We start from the raw sequence: 17,305 nt of genomic DNA on the forward strand, positions 1-17,305 counted from the left end.
TCTCGGCGCGCAATCAGCAGAGTGATCAATTCCCGTTGGGCGGCTACCTGTCGCTGCCGCAGGGCGAGCGATCCAGCGTGAGCCTGCGCGCGCGCAACACTGATGACGCGCAGCGCTACCGGGTTTCAGCGCTGTATCGCGCCAGCGGCAGCGCCAGTGTCTGGCTGGCCGGCGGGCAGCGGCGCAGCTTGCCTGCCACCCAGGGGCAGTGGCGCGTCAGCCCGGCGTTGGGCAACCTCGCCCTGCCGTTGCAGATGAGTGTGCAGAAGCCAGACGGGCTCAGCCTGGGCGGCTGGTACCTGCAAAGCCAGAAGAATGCGGGGGTGATCTATTCCACGCTAGGCATCAACGGCGCGCGCCTCGACGTGGTGGACAAATGGCAGCCGGGCTGGCAGGACAGCCTCAAGGCGCTGCGCCCCGACCTGCTGATCTTCGCCTACGGCACCAACGAAGCCTTCGACGACACCCTTGATCTGGCACTTTACGAAAGCCAGATGGACGCCACCCTGACCCGACTGCGCCGCGACATGCCACAGGCAGCGATCCTGCTGGTCGGCCCGCCGGACTCGATCAAGCAGCGCCGCGCCAGCAGTTGCGCCGCACGCCAGCCACAGCCGTTGGCGGCGGTGGTGCGCATCCAGCGCCAGTTGGCGCGCAAACATCACGCGCAGTTCTGGGACTGGCAGGGCTACATGGGCGGGCCCTGTTCGATCAGCCGCTGGCAGACGCAGGGCCTGGCCCGGCCAGACCTGGTGCACCTGACCGCCGATGGCTACCGGCAGAGTGCCAATGCGCTGTTCAGCTTCCTCAAGGGCCCCTTGGGGATGTAGCCAGCCCGGCACGCCCCTACGCGTGCCGGGCGCGGGCTCACACGGCCAGCGCTTCGTGCTGGCGCATGGCCTCGCGGTACTGCGCCAGCTCCTCGATGGTCAGTACGGGCAGTTGGTACTGCTGGGCATACACCCGCACCTGTTCGCCACGGGCCATGCTGCCATCGGGGTTCATCAGTTCGCACAACACCGCGGCCGGGCGCAGTCCGGCCAGGCGGGCCAGGTCAACCGAACCCTCGGTGTGGCCGCGGCGGGTCAGTACGCCGCCGTTGCGCGCGCGCAGCGGGAACACATGGCCGGGGCTGACGATACGGCGATCCTGCGGGGTCGAATCCAGCGCCGCTTGAATGGTAGTGATGCGGTCCTGCGCCGACACGCCGGTGCTGACGCCTTCGGCCGCCTCGATGGTGACCGTGAAGCCCGTGCCATGCCGGGCCTGGTTGTTGGCGACCATCGGCGCCAGCTCCAGCGCATCGACGGTGGTCTCATCCAGGCACAGGCAGACGATGCCGCTGCAGTCGCGAATCATCATGGCCATGGTGTGCAGCGAAAGATTTTCAGCAGCGGCAACGATGTCCGCTTCGTCTTCGCGGTCGTCGTCGTCGAGCAGCAGCACCGGACGGCCGGCCTGAAACGCGGCGATGGCCGCAGTGACGCGGGGGAATTGCGGGGTAAACATGGAAACGCTCCTCGTAACAGATCGATGAACGTCTCGGGGCGAACAAATGCGCGTGCAGGCGCCCACAGTGGCACCTGAAATACGCCTTCTTTCATCCGGACTATGACCGTCGGCCCTGGAATCTCACCAGATCTGCTGACCTCCGACAGGGTCGGAGCGCTCGCGGGCTCATCTTTCGATTTACCGCCGGTGGGGAGTTGCACCCCGCCCTGAAGACCGCCCCAGCATACAGGGAAGGGCCACCGGTCTGGCAAGTGGCCAGTGCTACGACCTTCGGCGCAGGCGTCTGCCGGTGTGGCCTCTGCCGCCGCCCGCTACCCGAATCTGCGGGGTACAGCGATAGGGTTGCTATTGCATAGCGCTAACTCCGATCATGCTGCAAACCCAACCCGACAGTCCGCAACGGAGCATCCATGAAAGTCAGCGCGCGTAACGTTTTCAAAGGTCAGGTCAGCAAGGTGGAAGAGGGCGCGGTAAACGCTGAAGTGGCATTGACCCTGCCGGGCGGTGAGCAACTGGTGGCCGTCGTGACCATGGAAAGTGTCCGCAACCTGGGCATTGCCGTGGGCCAGGAGGCGGTGGCCTTGATCAAGGCGCCGTGGGTCATGCTGATGACCGATGCCAGCGATATCCGCTTGTCTGCGCGCAACTGCCTGGAAGGCACGGTGGTCAGCGTCAACCATGGCGCCGTCAACGCCGAAGTGGTGATCGAGCTGGCCGGTGGCACCAAGGTGTTTTCGATCGTGACCCGTGAAGCGGTCGAAGAGCTGAGGCTGGCCCAGGGCGCTCGCGCCACGGCCGTGATCAAGGCCTCGCACATCATTCTCGGTATGCCGGCCTGAATCTCGTGATCGCGCGTCATGTGCAGGCGGTCAATACCTGGAACGAAGGCGGAGAGAAAACGCATTTGTATGAGCAGCGCTAAAGATCCTCTGAAAAAACCTCATTAGCTTGCTCGATACCCCATCCCTAGAATGGCCAGCATACAAGGCAGTGCACACCTCTCCGAATGCTTGAAAGAGACAACGGCGTTGCACTGAAACCATCTCAAGGGATCAGGGTGTCAGACCAACATGGCCAACGACGTTTCATTCGCGATCAAGCGCATACGTTTCGATGAGCACTATCAGCCCGCCGACAACACGCGCATCACCACCAACTTTGCCAACCTGGCGCGGGGTGACTGCCGCCAGGAAAATCTGCGCAATACCCTGCAGATGATCGATAACCGCTTCAATGCGCTGGCCCATTGGGACAATCCCCACGCTGATCGCTACAGCGTCGAACTTGAAATTATTTCAGTCGAGATGAGTGTCGCCGACCAGTGCGCAGACACCGCGCTGCCGTTGATTGAAATCCTCAAGACCACCGTGGTCGATCATCACACGGCCGAGCGCTTCGATGGCATCGTCGGCAACAACTTCTCCTCGTATGTACGCGACTACGACTTCAGTGTGCGCCTGCTCGGCCACAACAAGGACCGCGCCACGTTCAGTGCGCCCGAAGACTTCGGCGACCTGCACGGCACGTTGTTCAAGCGCTTCGTCAACTCTGCGACCTACAAGGCCTGTTTCGGCAAAGCGCCGGTGATTTGCCTGAGCGTGTCGAGCAGCAGGACCTACCAGCGTACCGAGAACCAGCACCCGGTGCTGGGCCATGAGTACCAGCAGGACGCGTACTCGTTGACCGATGAGTACTTCCGCAAGATGGGCCTGAGCGTGCGTTATTTCATGCCGCCAAACAGCGTCGCGCCCTTGGCGTTCTACTTCTCCGGGGACCTGCTGGCCGATTACAGCAATCTGGAACTGATCAGCACCATCAGCACCATGGACACGTTCCAGAAGATCTACCGCCCCGAGATCTACAACGCCAACTCGGCTGCCGGCACGTCATACCAGCCCAGTTTGCAGCATCAGGATTATTCCTTGACGCGCATTGTGTATGACCGTGAAGAGCGCAGTCGCCTGGCCATCGAGCAAGGGCGCTTTGCCGAAGAACACTTCATCAAACCCTACGGTGCTTTGCTGGCGCAGTGGTCTGCCCAGTCCGCGTGCTGATCCGCCATTCCAACAAGGCTTTGAACCATGAAAAAATTGCTCCCCACCTCCACCGCCGGCAGCTTGCCCAAACCCACTTGGCTGGCCGAGCCTGAAACGCTCTGGTCGCCGTGGAAACTGCAGGGCGCAGGCCTGATCGAAGGCAAGCAGGACGCCTTGCGCCTGTCCCTGCACGAACAGCAACAGGCCGGTATCGACATCGTCAGTGACGGTGAGCAGACCCGTCAGCACTTCGTCACGACCTTCATCGAACACCTGGACGGCGTCGATTTCGAAAAGCGCGAGACCGTGCGCATTCGCGACCGCTACGACGCCAGTGTGCCGAGCGTGGTGGGTGCCGTGGCGCGCCGCCAACCGGTGTTCGTCGAGGACGCCAGGTTCCTCCGCTCGCAAACCGATCAGCCGATCAAATGGGCCTTGCCAGGCCCGATGACCATGATCGATACGCTCTACGACAACCACTACAAGAGCCGCGAAAAACTGGCCTGGGAATTTGCCGGGATCCTTAACCAGGAGGCACGTGAACTGGAAGCGGCAGGCGTGGACATCATTCAGTTCGACGAGCCGGCGTTCAACGTGTTCTTCGACGAAGTGAACGACTGGGGCGTTGCGGCACTGGAGCGGGCCGTCGAAGGGCTGAAGTGCGAAACCGCCGTGCACATCTGCTATGGCTACGGCATCAAGGCCAATACCGATTGGAAAAAGACCTTGGGCTCGGAGTGGCGCCAGTACGAAGAGGCGTTCCCGAAGTTGCAGCAGTCGAGCATCGACATCATTTCCCTGGAATGCCAGAACTCCCATGTGCCCATGGAGCTGATCGAGCTGATTCGCGGCAAGAAAGTCATGGTCGGCGCCATCGACGTGGCCAACCATGCGATCGAAACCCCCGAGCAAGTGGCCGATACACTGCGCAAGGCGCTGCAATTCGTCGATGCCGACAAGTTGTACCCGTGCACCAACTGCGGCATGGCGCCGTTGCCGCGCCACGTGGCAAGCGGCAAGTTGAAGGCGCTCAGCGCGGGTGCGGACATCGTTCGTCGCGAGTTATCGCGCTAAGCATCTGGTGGCTGCCGCTTTTACCAAGCGGCAGTGGCCCACACCTTGGGGCGAGGCATTCTACTCCGCGCATTCATCTTTCAGGTCCGGCCTGACTTTTCCCCGTACCGCCACTGGCCCCGCACACATTCGTCAGGCGCTGGAGCACCCTGCCTGCGGCAGTACGGCAGTTACTTCGCCCCCTGACGGTGAACCGCTGGGGTGTGCCTCGTAGTCGTCAAACCGCCAACCCGTTCACATCTTCAGCGATCGTGTTGTGATTGCTGAGCGGATTATTGTCCAACGCGGTCACGGCACTTGGCACCTCGGCGCTGAGTTTGTCTAATGCAGGCTGTCTGAATTTCGAGGATTGAACATCATGTTGACGTATCGCAAGTGGGCCGCCGCACTGGTCGCCTCGCTGGCTCTGTTGAGCAATGTCGCCCACGCCGATGAGCGTGAGCGCCCGCCGGTGGCCGACAAGGTCGTGGCTTATGCAGGCGAGCAGGGCGTCAAGGTCTGGACCTTGCGCATCGGTGAGCGCAGCGCCAATGAGGCGCTGGTGCAGGTCGAAGGCATCGACCACGACTGGAACATGCGCATTCAGAAAATGCAGGTCGAGAAAACCGCCAAGTACACCCGTTACTACACCACCGTCGACGGCCAGAAGTACGCCGCGTTGGTGATTCAGGGCTCGGACAGCTGGGCCCCCAGCGAGCTGTACCTGCCGGGGGAACCCAACTCGCTGAAGGTCGCTTATTCGCAGGGCTTGTCGGAGCAGGGCAATGCCCAGGCGTTCCTGACCGATTACCTGAACCAGAAGTAATCAGAGTCGAGCGGGCGACGCGAGGTGAGCGCCAGCGTGCTCAGCGCCATTGCGCATGATCCTGGACACCTTCCACACGCCCTGGGCGTGCGGGGGGTGTCCAGAACGGCCAGCTGCGTTCCAGCCTCACTGTGAGGCAATCATTCGTCCAGCGCTGTCTGGCCTAAATCGGCGAAGCTGCCCGGCTCGGCCACGCCGGTCAGGATGCGTTCCTTGCGCAGCGTCTCCAGGTCTGGGTACCACAGAGATTCCGGCGGCGTAGCCAGGACCCGCTTGATGAAAGCATCGCTGTAACCGCCATCGTGCAGCGCCTGCCGATACATCTTCTCGATGTCACTGGATTGCTCAGCCGTGCCGTAGAGCGCTGCCGAGTGAAAGCCCAGGCGACCCTTCGGCCCTATCCAGCGCTCCTTGCCCGCCTGAAATATCAAGGTACACGCGCTCAGGCAGTCCGCATTCGTGTAGGTGATCAAGCCTTTTTGCCGAATCAGCTTGGCGATGCTCAATGCTTCCAGCAGCATCCCGCCGTTGCTGTAGAGCTGGACCCGGGTCACGGCCGGGTAGGCCGCCAACTGCTGGCGCACGACCTTTGCGCTGCCGGGCAGCAGGTTGCCGGTAATGGCGAGCTCATCAGGCGCAAGCAGGGTTGCCCGAGCGGGCGGCAAGGCGTTGGGGTCGCGCAACATCTGCCAGGCAGCCTGTAAGGCTTTGTCATTGCCCGTTTCGAAGATGTCGTACACCGGGTAAACAATGCCCAGCACCAAGAGGGCGTATACCACCCAAGCCCACAGCTTGCGTCCACCGCGGGCGTGATGATGGCGAGCCGACCGCCATGTGCCCACGTATTGCCAGACACCCATTGCGAGCGACACGACGATCACCAGGGCGGTACCCACCAGCAGCGTGGTGATACTCGGCGGATAGGCCAGGATCAGCGCCTGCAGCCCCAGCAGGGGCAGCCAGATCATGCTCAAGAGCACCGTGTTGACCCAGAAGGCGCGGGCCAGTGACAGCTCGCCGCGCCAGTGGCGCTTGAAGTACGAACGTTTCGGCTGAGCCGTGGTGGTGGTAGGCGGGGCGTCCATGTCGGAGGGTTTCATCCTTGTGTGGGAGCACTGTGCCGCGCGGCCGTGACCGAGACGGCGCCAGTTCGGTGCATGAGCAGACATTGCCATGCGCTCGGCGGTGCGTGATGGAACACGAAAGACCGCCTGGCTCATCGGCCGTTGATGCGTAGCCAGTGTGTCGCGCGCTGCAACGCAGCGCGATACACGTGGGGTGATCAGCCTGCCAGCGCCAATCCCAATGGAGCGTCGACCTTCAGCTGACCGTTTTGATCCGTGAACGGCGCAAACTCGCCCATGCTGAGCGTGGCAACGGCCCGCAGAATCGAGGCATCCAGCTCGGCATTGCCAGACCCGACGGCCATTGCAGTCTCAGGCTTGCCGCTGTTCGCAGTGAAGGTCAGGCGCAGCTTGGCGGTGCTGGCCCGACCGGTTCCTTCCGAGGCCTTGATGGCGTCCAGCACGTCCGGCACCCTGATCGCCCGGTGCAGCCGCGCTTGCAGCTCGCGCACCCAGATGCGTTGATACTGTTGCTTCTGCCGGTCATCGAGCGCCAACCCCTGCTTGCGCAAGCGCGCCATACCCTCCCAGCCCTCATCGCCGAACTGGCGCATACCGTCCAGATAGGCGGCCATGGCGCCTGGCAGGTCCTGCGCACCGCCGTGGCCCGCTTCCAGCAAGCGGCCCAGCCCTGTCGCGCCCAGGTCGCCGGAGAGGCGATAGAGCTTGCGCGCCTTGGCATAGTCGACGGGCTCGCCTTCACCCTGTTCGGCCATCAGTCCCAGAACGGCGTTGGCCGACGGTTCGGTCTTGCTCAATCGAGTGAACAGCGCCCGGGACTCGCTCAAATCCTGAGTGACGCCGCGTGGCGTGCCCTGCCGGTACATCATGCCCAGCACCGCCATGCACCCCTCATTGCCCTCGAGCGCATGCGCCTTGATGTAAAGCAGCTCTTCAGGATCAACTGAATCCTGGCCGGTGAAGAGCAGGCAGCGCGCGGCGGCGATGCGCTCTTCGTAAGTGTTTTGGAAGCGTTGGCTGGTTGATTGGGGGTCGCTTTGGCAGCCGGCGATCGCTACCGCGCCCAGCAATGAGAAGAACCACTTGTGCATTCGTTTGACGTCCTTGTGGAGTGGATGGAGGGCATACCGTGTCTTGGCAGCTGGAAATTGCCCCGAATGGTATCGACTGATTTCCACTTGGCAAGTTGCCGCGCGCTATGGCGGCTTGTCGGGCTGTTTCTCCTATGCCCCTGGCCCCGCTCAATGCCCTCCCGGTTGCAACACCAGTGGCGATACCACCTCGAGCGTCCTCTGTTCGCCGGTGTAGGGCCCGAACTCGCCCATCGTGACAGTTGCCGCAGCCCTCAGCAGCACAGCGTCCAGGTTGGCATCTCCGGTTTTTTGTTTGAGCCGGGTTCTGGGGGTGCCATTGGCCGAGGTAAAGGTAAACGCCACCTTTGCGCTGATCGGCCTGTTGCTTGCGGCGTAAGCGCGCATGGCCGCGCGCACGTGCGCAGTGCTGAAGCGATCCCTGAGCTCCATCAACAGCCCCCGCAGCCAGATCTGTTGATAACGCGCTTGTTGTGCGCCGTTGAGTGCTTGCCCTTGTGCACGCAGCCGCGCCATACCGTTCCAGGCGTCGTCGCGGAAATCGCGCATGGTGTCGGTATAGAGCTTCATGGCGCCGCGAACATCCCTTGGGCCTCCCCGGCCCTGTTCCAGCAAACCGGCCAGCCTCTGCGCGCCCGCTGCGCCCGCCTGGCCATACAGCGTGCGGGCTTTGGCGTAATCGACGGGCTCGCCCTCGCCGTGTTCGGCCATATGGCCCAACACGGCATTGAGGGTGGGATCGACCAACGTCAACCTGGCAAACAGCGCGCGTGCCTTGGCAAAGTCCTGCTTGACGCCATAAGCGTCACCGCCGCGGTACATCATGGCCAGGGCGGTCATGCACGTGGCGTTGTCCTCCTCGGCCCGCGCCTTGACATAGGCCAAGGCCTCACGACCCATCGGTGGGTCAGCCATCTGCACCATGCACTGCACGCTGGCGACTCGGTCTTCATTCGTCGCTGTCGGGGCGTTGCCTGCGGGCGGGCTGAGCATCTTGCATCCGCTGGTCACAACGATCATCAACATGAGCAACAACTTGAGCAACAACGGCTTGTGCATGGCGTGCTTGTACCCTGGTCAGTGAGCTCGACCGCACGCGGTTCTGTTCGAGCATTCGTCGAAACGCCGTTGAAGGGCACTGCGTGCGGCTTGAGTAGGTCGAGCACCTTAAAAGCAGACGTTGAATGGGCGAAGTGTCTAATCGTTACTTTCTCGCAACTTTCTTTGCAAAAAGTTCCGGTCTGTCAGATACCTACGCCATTCGGGCGCATGTGTAGGCATTGACGGCCGGTGGCCGAAAGGAAGGGTTACATTGCGACCTGATCAACGCAGTCGATGATCAGCGCACCTGTTGCAGAGGCTGTTCTGCAATGACGACGACACGCTCAGGCAGTGTCCCGATGCAGCGCAGGCCAACGCTCATGAAAGGCAGGTGGAATGGGGCGTCGCGTTGCGAGGCGTAATGATCGGGAAGGGCAGCAGAGCGATGACGCACGTTGTTATAAAAAGCCAGCACGACTAATATCGCGAACACTTCTCATTAGCTGCTGTGCCGCGGGTCTTCCATGTCCTCCTCCCCTGCCATCGATCATTCTGTACACCGTCTGTACATGCAGCATTCGCCATGGCTGCTGAGGTTCCTGGGTCGACGGCTCGGTAGCCGCACGGATGCGCCCGATCTGCTTCATGACACCTTCATGCGCGTGCTCGGCCGGCCGTGTCTGTCCACGGATGAAGCCGGTGAGCGATCATTTCTTGCCGCCATTGCAAGCGGCTTGTGCATCGACCGCTGGCGTCGGCAGGAGGTGGAAAAAGCGTACCTCGCCGTGCTCGCCAACCAGCCGATCGCGGTGCACCCCTCACCGGAGCACAGCGCCCTGGTTCTGGAAACCTTGATCGAAGTCGATGCGATGCTGGCGCGCTTGCCGCCAAAGGTCCGCGAGGCGTTCATCCTGGCGCAGCTCGACGGCATGCCTTACCAGCAGATCAGTGAGCGTTTGGGCGTGAGCGAACGCATGGTGAAAAAGTACATGGCCCAGGCGTTCGTACATTGCGCCGTGCTGGGCGCCGAGCTCGACGGCGTGCTGGTGGAATGACGATAGAGCCGGTCAGCCGAATCCGCCACGCCACCCTGCAACAGGCGGCCCACTGGTACGTCACCTTGCAGGAGCACGATTGCCCTGGCGCACTGCATGAGCAATGGCGGCAGTGGCTCGCGCAGCACAGCGAGCATCAGGCCGCCTGGCATTACGTGGCGGGTGTCGGCGAGCGATTCGCGCCTTTGCGTGAGCAGGTGGCGCACACCGGCCAGGTGCTCAGGCAGGAGCGTGCGCGCGGCCTGACACGTCGCCAGAGCGCCAAGGCGCTGGCGCTGCTGGGCGTGGGATCGTTGCTCGGTGCGGCTGGCTGGCGGGTATCGACACAGGCAGGGTGGACGGCGGACCTGGCCACAGGTGTAGGCGACCGGCGCCAGGTCCGGCTCGACGATGGCAGCCAGCTCTGGCTGGGCGCGCGTACGGCTGTCGATACGCGGTTCGACCGTCGGGCCCGCTGGCTCGGTCTGCGCTTCGGGGAAGTGCTCCTGCAGGCTTCGGCCCCTGATGTTCGACCCCTGCGGATCAGCACCGAGTGCGGAGAGATGGAGGTAGGCTCCGGCCTGGCTCGCCTGAGTGTTCGTCAGCAGGAAGGCCATACACGGTTGAACGTGTACCAAGGGCACGTCAGCGTCTCGACGGCGCGCGATCGACTGCGCAGGGAGGTTCCGGCCGGCCAGGGCATCGACTTTACCGCCAGCCGGTTCGATCCGCCCACCGCCGCTCAAGCATCGGGAGAATCCTGGACATGGGGCGTGCTGGCGGCCGACGCCATGCCACTGTCCGAGCTGGTCGACACGCTCGGTCGCTACCGCCACGGCCACCTCGGCTACGCTCCAGCGATCGCCGACCTGAGGGTCATGGGGACGTTTCCTCTGGACGACACTGAGCAGGCCCTGCGCCTGCTGGAAGCCGCCTTGCCGGTGCGCGTCCGGCGCCTGACGGATTGGTGGGTCAGCATCGAGCCCGCTTGAACGATCACTCTTTTTCCCGAAGAGGTTCCCTTTTCAGCGTCTCGTTCGGTTCACCCCATAGCACCTACTGCCTTCTGGGGATCACAATGCAGCCGCACCGCTCTTTCACGTTTTGCCTGGCGCTGTTCGCGCCCACGACCTTTCTTGCGTTGGCGCCCCTGGCCCTGATGCCGTGTGCCGCGCAGGCGAGCAGCGAACGCGGATTCGACATTCCGGCCGGGCCATTGAGCGGCGCGCTGAACGCGTTCAGCCAGCAAGCCGGCATCTACCTGGTAGGCAGTGATGCGCTGGCGCAGGGCAAGCAGAGCACTGGCCTGCAGGGGCGTTACAGCCTCGAGCAGGGGCTGCAGGCATTGTTGCGTGGAACGGGTCTGCAAGCGGTTGCACAAGGCGCATCCGGGTATGTTCTGCGGCCTGCTGCAACGGGTGACGCGCTCGAGCTGCCGACGACGACCGTGAACGGAGCCGGCTTGCCCAGCGCCAGCGGGCAAGCGGATACCGGCTATCGCGCCGTGCAATCGACAACCGCGAGCAAGACCAGTACCTCGTTGTCCGACACCCCCCGTTCAGTGTCGGTCGTCACGCGTCAGCGCATGGACGACCAGAAGTCGCAGACCCTCACGGAAGTGCTGGGCTATGTACCCGGTATCTTCGCACCGCCCTTCGCCGCCGGTGACGGCCAGGCGGGCGATCTGTTCTTCATTCGCGGTTTCAACGCGACCGACTATGGCTATGGGCTGCTACGTGATGGCCTGCGCGTTCAGGGCAACCGCTACGACACCACCAGTGAACCTTACGGGCTTGAACGCGTGGAAGTGTTCAGGGGGCCGACCTCCATTCTGTACGGTGAAAACGCCCCGGGTGGCGTGGTCAATCTGGTCAGCAAAAAACCCACCCAGGACGCACGTGGCCAGGTGCAACTCAGCTATGGCAGCCATGAGCGCCGGCAACTCGGCGTAGACGTGTCCGGCCCGCTCGACGACAGCGGCAACGTATTGGGGCGCATGGTCATGCTCGGTCGCAAGTCGGGTACGCAAGTGGACCATCAGCCAGACGATCGCCTGTACCTCGCGCCCTCGATGACCCTCAACTTCGACGAGGCCAACACCCTGACCCTGTTGGGCACCTATCAGCGTGATCGCACCCTGATGGAACTGGGCTATCCCGCCGCAGGGACGTTGCTGAACAATTCGAATGGCAAGATCGACCATGACGCGCTTCTGGGTAATCCGGACTGGGACAACTTCGAGAGGGAGACCTGGACGCTGGGCTATGAATTCGCCCATGCCTTCAACGACAGTTGGCAGTTCCGCCAGAACTCCCGGTACATGCAGTCGCGCATCGACCGGCAGGAAATATGGCCTGGAAACCTGAACAACGCCGGTTTCGGAACCAGGGTGACCAATACCGCCTATGACCGCGAGAACAAGTCCATCGCCTACTCCCTGGACAACCAGGTCGAGGGCAACTTCCAGTGTGGCAGCATGAATAACACGCTGCTGGTGGGCGCGAGCCTGGACCGCACATCGTTCAGCCAGAACTGGAACGCCGGTTTCGGCGGCATCATCAACGTGTTCGATCCGGTCTACACCGGGCCGCCCACGACGCCGACGGCAGTACAGAACGCGCTGCTCGAACAGACCCTCTATGGCACCTATACGCAATTGCAGAGCCGGGTCGATAACTGGGTACTGCTGTTGGGTGGGCGTTACGACCGGGTCAACAGCACCTACCGCAACAAGGCCGGCACGCTCAATGCGCCTGCTGATCTGGATTACTGGGACGGGCAGTTCACCTGGCAGGCTGGCCTGATGTATCAATTCGAAAATGGCCTGTCGCCCTACCTGAGCTACTCCACGGCCTACAACCCGACGCAGCAAGTCTCGAGCACCAGTGGCCCGCTCGACCCCACGACCAGTGAACAGTATGAAGTCGGTGTGAAGTACGAGCCGATCGGTTGGAATACGGCCATCAGCGCCTCGGTCTACGACTTGCGCAAGAAAGACGACTCCCTCTACGACAGCGCGGTGGGTGACTACCGCAATGTCGGACGCAGCCGTGCCAAGGGCCTGGAGCTGGAAGCGACCAGCGACCTGACCGATAACCTGAGCATTACCTCCGCCTACACCTACACCGATTCGCGCATCACTAAAGATGCGCCTGGTTCGCTGTTGGAAGACCGGCAGACAACCGGTGTGCCGCGCAATCAGGTGTCGCTCTGGGCCAACTACCGTTTCCTCGACCATGGCCTCAAAGGGCTGCGCATCGGCGGTGGTGTACGTCATTTCGACAGCACCTTCGCCTACACCAGCCCGGCGCTGTACGGAAAGCTCGACAGCGGCGACGTCACCTTGGTGGACGCCGCGCTGGGCTACGCGATCAATGAGCAATGGCTGGCCGAACTCAATGCACGCAACGTGCTGAACAAGGAGTATGTCGCCGGTTGCAACAACGCGGGGCGTTGCTACTGGGGTGAAGAGAGGACGCTGTTGGCGACCTTGACGTACAACTGGTAAGACGAAACCGATCAGCGTTCTCGAGCGGCCGCAGCGAGAGGGCGCGGCTTCGGTCAGGCAGGGGGCCGAAAAACTGTCACGGTTCTACGCGGTAGCACTGCAGACCCCGAGCAGCCCGCTGCGTACTGTTGCGCAACCTGGGCTGCAAGGTTCATTCGTGTGCCGGTCGAGCGGGTGGTATAGGCCCGCTTTACCAGCCTGGGCCTGCCCCCACGCGTTCAACGCACGGCCTCGACCTGCAACGCCTAAGGTTTGCTCGAGCGCTGCCGGCGCTGGTAACCGCTGACCACGACCTGCACGAGCATCGCTACCATGATCAACAGTCCGATTTTCCAATTCGCGCTCACGCCGAAGTGATCACAGATCGTGCCCACGGCCAGAACGCTGATAAAAATCGAGAGGGGTACCAATAGTTTGTTCATGCATGCTCCGAGCAGGGGCTTATCGAACCTGGGTCCAGGTTTGACCGCCAGAAGAGATGTTACAGGCTACCGCGCTTAAAACATCGTGTTGCCATTGGCTGTTTCTGCCGGCACATCCTGAATCACATCCCAGTGCTCGACGATCTTGCCCTGCTTCACACGAAAGATGTCCACCACGGCCTGGCCACGGTCGTTTGCGCCGTTGGTGGAATGCACGTGCAGGTAGACCAGATCGTTGTCCGTCGCACTGCGCACAATGCGCGCCCGCGAGTTCGGGTGCTCTTTGAAGAAGCCGGTGAAGTAGTCCACGAATGGTGCCTTGCCATCCGGCACATCCGGGTTGTGCTGCTTGTAGTCATCGGTCACCACCTGTGCTGCCTGGGCGACCTGATGCTGGTTGAAGAACTGCTCATAGAACTGCACCACCAGCGCACGATTGGCCTCTTCTGCAGCCAGGTCGCGTTGCACCGGGCTGGCGAAAGCAGCGGTGCTGGCCGCCAGCACTATCGACGCGGCAAACAGCGATTTTCTCATCAGGTTGACCATGCAGATGTTCCTTCCAGTAAGCCGCCGCCACGTGGCGAAGCGTGAGCCAGTCGTTGAGCGGTGAAGCGCTTGAGGCGCGGAAAAGGGTAAGGCTATCAGGGGTTCTGTAGAACAGGACAGGGGTAGGGCTCGACAGGCAGGTCTCTAGCGTCCTGTCTCCGGTCGCGGGGCGTTGGCTGTCGAGGGGCATGTGCCACTGCCTTGGAAGGCAGGATCAGCGCCTGTCGGCATGGGCATTGAGCACTTGATCTTCATGCGGAGGCTTGACGCTGCCTAGCGTGTGGCGGTCAGTGGGCACTCACCGTTATTGCGGCTTGGCAGGGCTGAGTTCAGTCGTCATGGGCTACCGGCACGCCATTGCGCAGGCTCTGATCACTCCGCCGCCCGAGCCTTGCGAATTCGCTGCGCCAGGTCATACGCCTCGCCGCGCAAGTCATCGAAGCGTTGATTCAACTCCGCATACCCTGGCTTCCAGGAAAATCCGTTTTCGTCGTAGTGCTGCCCGAGAATCAGGTCATTGAACGAGCCCATGCCGCCGTAGGCGGACAGCAGGTACCGGATGGCGTCGGGGTTGCCGTCGAGCAGGCGCGCCCTGGCCGTGCGCATCCATCGGCTCCAGTGCTGGTCGCCGTCACTCTCCAACAGCTCGGCCAGTTGTTCGAGAACATGGGCCAGTGCGGGGTGTGGGGTAGTCATGCGATGTCATGCTCCTTCTGAAAGAAAACGCACTGCGCGGCGAAGGCATGCGTGGCTTCAACAGCTCCCGACAGCGGGCTATACGCGGTCCTGTTATCTAAAGCTCGCCACTCAAGCACCGACACTCACCCCGATGATTGAACAACAGCCTGACAACCCGGCGCACTCGCTTAACAAGCGATCATCAAGCCTGAACCCACTGCGGACGGTGCGCAACCAACCACGGCTCGGAGGGCAATCATACTTCGTCAGGGTAATCGTCGGGATGCGTTTCATGTCCGATCGAAGCCACCGTCATGTCCAGCGTACGGATCAGCCAGATGTCTTGGGTAAGGTGATTACAGCCGAAAGGGAAGTACACCTCGAACAACTGATCAGGGGCCTCGAAGTGATGGGCGTAGAGCGCCGCAATGTCCTCAGGATGGTAAAGCTCGGCATCGCCATGCCTGCCCGGGCCGATGCCCATCAACAGACGGCGGTAAAGCTGGGGGAGCGGATAACCCAGGTGTTTTTCACAGGCGTCGATTTGCGAGTGTGAGAGACGATTGATCAAGGCGGGCATCCTGTCTGAGGAAAAACGGGGCAGTAGGGATGATGACAGGCAAGGCCGGCCACTCAAAGCCTGCGTGTAAAGGAGTGGCTGTGTCTTTGAATGGCTGTTGGACCGTGTTTTCTGGAGGCCATGATCCAGTGGCTTGGCGCGCTTGTTGAGTCCTCGTTCTGGCCATCATTGCTGAAGTGATGCGGGGGCACTCCATTGGGTGTTCTTCGCACGGTGTGTACCGTTTTATCAGGCATGCTCAAGTCGATGGCCGTGCTCTCCAATGCCATGCGTTGATCATTGAACGGCCCGTAGCGAGCGGTCTCAATCCACCCTTGCAATCACGCTTCAATCCCACCACTATCGCGAATAGTTTTCATTAACGTGGGCGCCATCGCTGTGTTTCCTCACCACTCGGCACGACAAGACCCTCGCCAGCAGGCGCTGCATCGACTGTTTGGCGAGCACCACAGCTGGCTGCTCGACCGCCTGCGCCTGCGCCTGAACTGCCGCGAAGATGCCGCCGACCTCGCTGCTGAAACCTTTGCCCAAGTGGTCGCGCTGCCCGACCCGCACGCCATTCGCGAACCCCGGGCGCTGTTGAGCCTGATCGGCAAGCGCCTGATCTTCGCCCGCTGGCGGCGTAATGATGTGGAGCGGGCGTACCTCGACGCCCTGGCGTCCTTGCCCGAGCCTGTTGCACCTTCCCCTGAGGAGCATTGGCTGGTGATGGAGGCGTTGATGGCGGTTGATCGTTTGTTGGAAGGTCTGTCGTCCAAGGCTCGCGCGGCGTTTCTCTACAGCCAGCTCGATGGCCTGACCTACGCACGTATCGCCGAGGAGCTCGACGTGTCGGTGACGCGCGTTCATCAGTACGTGGTGCAGGGCCTGACGGCGTGTTACCGGGGCGTGTCGTGACCGCAGGGGTATCGGCAGCGGCGGCGCAGGCCATCGAATGGTATGCGCGGCGTGCCTCGGGCGCGTTCACCGAGCAGGACCAGTTGCACCTCAACCAATGGCTGACCGACGACCCCAGTCATCTGCGTGCCTGGGAGATGTTGCAGCGGCAATTGAACCAGGCCATGACGCCACTGGTGCAGCAGCCAGCGGTCGTCCATGCGCTGTGCGATGCGGGGTACAGTCGGCGCCGCCTCCTGCGCGGGGCGCTTGGCCTCGGTGCGCTCGCCGTGGGCGCGCAGTTGCTGACCATGCCCGGCGGCCCCTTGCACGCACGTTTGCGTGCTGACCTGCGCACCTCGACCGCGCAACGCCGCACCTTCACCCTTGCAGACGGCTCGACCTTGCAACTCAACGCGCAGAGCGCCGTCGATCTGCACTTCGACCGCGGGCAGCGGCACGTGCAACTGCTGCGCGGCGCCGTACAGGCGCAAGTGCGCAGCGACCCTGCGCGACCGTTCGTGTTGGCCTGCCCGTGGGGCGAGGCCTGGCTCGACAGCGGGCGGTGTGTGCTGGCCATGCAGGCGGGTCAGCCTCAGCTGTGGGCGCTGGACGGTTCTGTGCAAGTGCGCACGCCCCTTCACCGCCAGCACCTGCATGCGGGCCAGGGCCTGGTGTTCGATGGCAGCCGCTGGCAAGACCTGCCGTTGCGTTACGTCGATGAGCGCAGTTGGACGCGCGGGCTACTCGAAGTGCATGACCAATCCCTGGGCCAGGTGATCGAGCACCTGGCGCCTTATCACGCCGGGGTGCTGCGGGTGTCTGCAGAGGCGGCGGCGCTTCGGATTTCCGGCGTTTTCACCCTGGATGACACGCGCCAGGCGCTGGCTGCGCTCAAGGATGTACTGCCCTTGCGCATCGACACCTGGCTGGGCCTGTGGACGAAGGTCGAGCACGCGTAAAAAATGTTCCCCACCCCCTGAAAAAATCCCGGGCTCGCGTCACATACCTGCTGAA

General features: G+C 62.4%; 18 protein-coding genes and 1 riboswitch. Of the genes, 10 read left to right on the plus strand and 8 right to left on the minus strand.

Annotated features, from left to right (window positions below):
* A partial coding sequence (locus RT028_RS04005; protein WP_312932707.1) for an SGNH/GDSL hydrolase family protein occupies positions 1-830 on the plus strand: 830 nt, incomplete at its 5' end.
* Positions 831-867: 37 nt separating this feature from the next.
* Here RT028_RS04005 and ribB read toward each other — a convergent pair.
* Complete coding sequence (gene ribB, locus RT028_RS04010) at positions 868-1,509, minus strand: 3,4-dihydroxy-2-butanone-4-phosphate synthase (RefSeq protein WP_312932709.1); 642 nt, start codon at positions 1,507-1,509, stop codon at positions 868-870.
* Between the two features lie 79 nt (positions 1,510-1,588).
* Positions 1,589-1,730: riboswitch (FMN riboswitch) on the minus strand.
* A gap of 192 nt (positions 1,731-1,922) precedes the next feature.
* Here ribB and RT028_RS04015 point away from each other — a divergent pair.
* From RT028_RS04015 to RT028_RS04030, 4 genes are all read left to right on the plus strand, one after another.
* The gene (locus tag RT028_RS04015; RefSeq protein ID WP_312932711.1) at positions 1,923-2,351 is read left to right on the plus strand and encodes a TOBE domain-containing protein; all 429 of its coding nucleotides are present in this window, start codon (positions 1,923-1,925) and stop codon (positions 2,349-2,351) included.
* A 231-nt stretch (positions 2,352-2,582) separates the two neighbouring features.
* A complete protein-coding gene (locus RT028_RS04020) occupies positions 2,583-3,566 on the plus strand; it encodes a DUF1852 domain-containing protein (RefSeq protein ID WP_312932714.1) in 984 nt (327 codons plus the stop codon).
* A 27-nt stretch (positions 3,567-3,593) separates the two neighbouring features.
* A complete protein-coding gene (locus tag RT028_RS04025) occupies positions 3,594-4,622 on the plus strand; it encodes a methionine synthase (protein WP_312932716.1) in 1,029 nt (342 codons plus the stop codon).
* Between the two features lie 358 nt (positions 4,623-4,980).
* Positions 4,981-5,427: a hypothetical protein gene (locus tag RT028_RS04030; protein ID WP_312932718.1), complete on the plus strand. Its 447-nt coding sequence runs from the start codon at positions 4,981-4,983 to the stop codon at positions 5,425-5,427.
* Positions 5,428-5,567: 140 nt separating this feature from the next.
* Here the strand turns inward: RT028_RS04030 and RT028_RS04035 are convergent, their stop codons facing one another.
* From RT028_RS04035 to RT028_RS04045, 3 genes are all read right to left on the minus strand, one after another.
* Positions 5,568-6,647 carry a hypothetical protein gene (locus RT028_RS04035; protein ID WP_312932720.1) on the minus strand — a complete coding sequence of 360 codons (1,080 nt, stop codon included), beginning with the start codon at positions 6,645-6,647 and terminating at the stop codon, positions 5,568-5,570.
* Positions 6,648-6,709: 62 nt separating this feature from the next.
* Complete coding sequence (locus RT028_RS04040; RefSeq protein ID WP_312932722.1) at positions 6,710-7,603, minus strand: hypothetical protein; 894 nt, start codon at positions 7,601-7,603, stop codon at positions 6,710-6,712.
* 150 nt (positions 7,604-7,753) lie between these two features.
* On the minus strand, positions 7,754-8,488 hold the full coding sequence (locus RT028_RS04045; protein ID WP_312932724.1) for a hypothetical protein: 735 nt from the start codon (positions 8,486-8,488) through the stop codon (positions 7,754-7,756).
* Positions 8,489-9,168: 680 nt separating this feature from the next.
* Here RT028_RS04045 and RT028_RS04050 point away from each other — a divergent pair.
* From RT028_RS04050 to RT028_RS04060, 3 genes are all read left to right on the plus strand, one after another.
* Positions 9,169-9,699, plus strand: coding sequence for a sigma-70 family RNA polymerase sigma factor (locus tag RT028_RS04050; RefSeq protein ID WP_312932726.1), 531 nt, complete (start codon positions 9,169-9,171; stop codon positions 9,697-9,699).
* The gene (locus RT028_RS04055; RefSeq protein WP_312932728.1) at positions 9,696-10,670 is read left to right on the plus strand and encodes a FecR domain-containing protein; all 975 of its coding nucleotides are present in this window, start codon (positions 9,696-9,698) and stop codon (positions 10,668-10,670) included. The genes RT028_RS04050 and RT028_RS04055 overlap by 4 nt, the downstream gene beginning before the upstream one ends.
* An 86-nt stretch (positions 10,671-10,756) precedes the next feature.
* Positions 10,757-13,186: a TonB-dependent siderophore receptor gene (locus RT028_RS04060; protein ID WP_409567160.1), complete on the plus strand. Its 2,430-nt coding sequence runs from the start codon at positions 10,757-10,759 to the stop codon at positions 13,184-13,186.
* A gap of 245 nt (positions 13,187-13,431) precedes the next feature.
* Here the strand turns inward: RT028_RS04060 and RT028_RS04065 are convergent, their stop codons facing one another.
* From RT028_RS04065 to RT028_RS04080, 4 genes are all read right to left on the minus strand, one after another.
* Entirely contained in the window at positions 13,432-13,608 is a 177-nt protein-coding gene (locus tag RT028_RS04065) for a hypothetical protein (protein WP_312932730.1), read from the minus strand.
* Positions 13,609-13,683: 75 nt separating this feature from the next.
* Positions 13,684-14,154 (minus strand): ester cyclase, encoded by a 471-nt coding sequence (locus tag RT028_RS04070; protein WP_312932732.1) that lies wholly within the window; start codon positions 14,152-14,154, stop codon positions 13,684-13,686.
* Between the two features lie 372 nt (positions 14,155-14,526).
* A complete protein-coding gene (locus RT028_RS04075; RefSeq protein WP_312932734.1) occupies positions 14,527-14,850 on the minus strand; it encodes a DUF6966 domain-containing protein in 324 nt (107 codons plus the stop codon).
* Positions 14,851-15,088: 238 nt separating this feature from the next.
* Positions 15,089-15,403 (minus strand): SMI1/KNR4 family protein, encoded by a 315-nt coding sequence (locus RT028_RS04080; RefSeq protein ID WP_312932740.1) that lies wholly within the window; start codon positions 15,401-15,403, stop codon positions 15,089-15,091.
* A gap of 381 nt (positions 15,404-15,784) precedes the next feature.
* Here RT028_RS04080 and RT028_RS04085 point away from each other — a divergent pair, with 381 nt between their 5' ends.
* Positions 15,785-16,309, plus strand: a complete 525-nt coding sequence (locus tag RT028_RS04085) for a sigma-70 family RNA polymerase sigma factor (RefSeq protein WP_312932810.1) — start codon at positions 15,785-15,787, stop codon at positions 16,307-16,309.
* Entirely contained in the window at positions 16,306-17,250 is a 945-nt protein-coding gene (locus RT028_RS04090) for a FecR domain-containing protein (protein WP_312932742.1), read from the plus strand. The genes RT028_RS04085 and RT028_RS04090 overlap by 4 nt, the downstream gene beginning before the upstream one ends.
* Positions 17,251-17,305: the final 55 nt, after the last annotated feature.

Source organism: Pseudomonas sp. (assembly GCF_032058845.1).
Lineage (GTDB): Bacteria > Pseudomonadota > Gammaproteobacteria > Pseudomonadales > Pseudomonadaceae > Aquipseudomonas.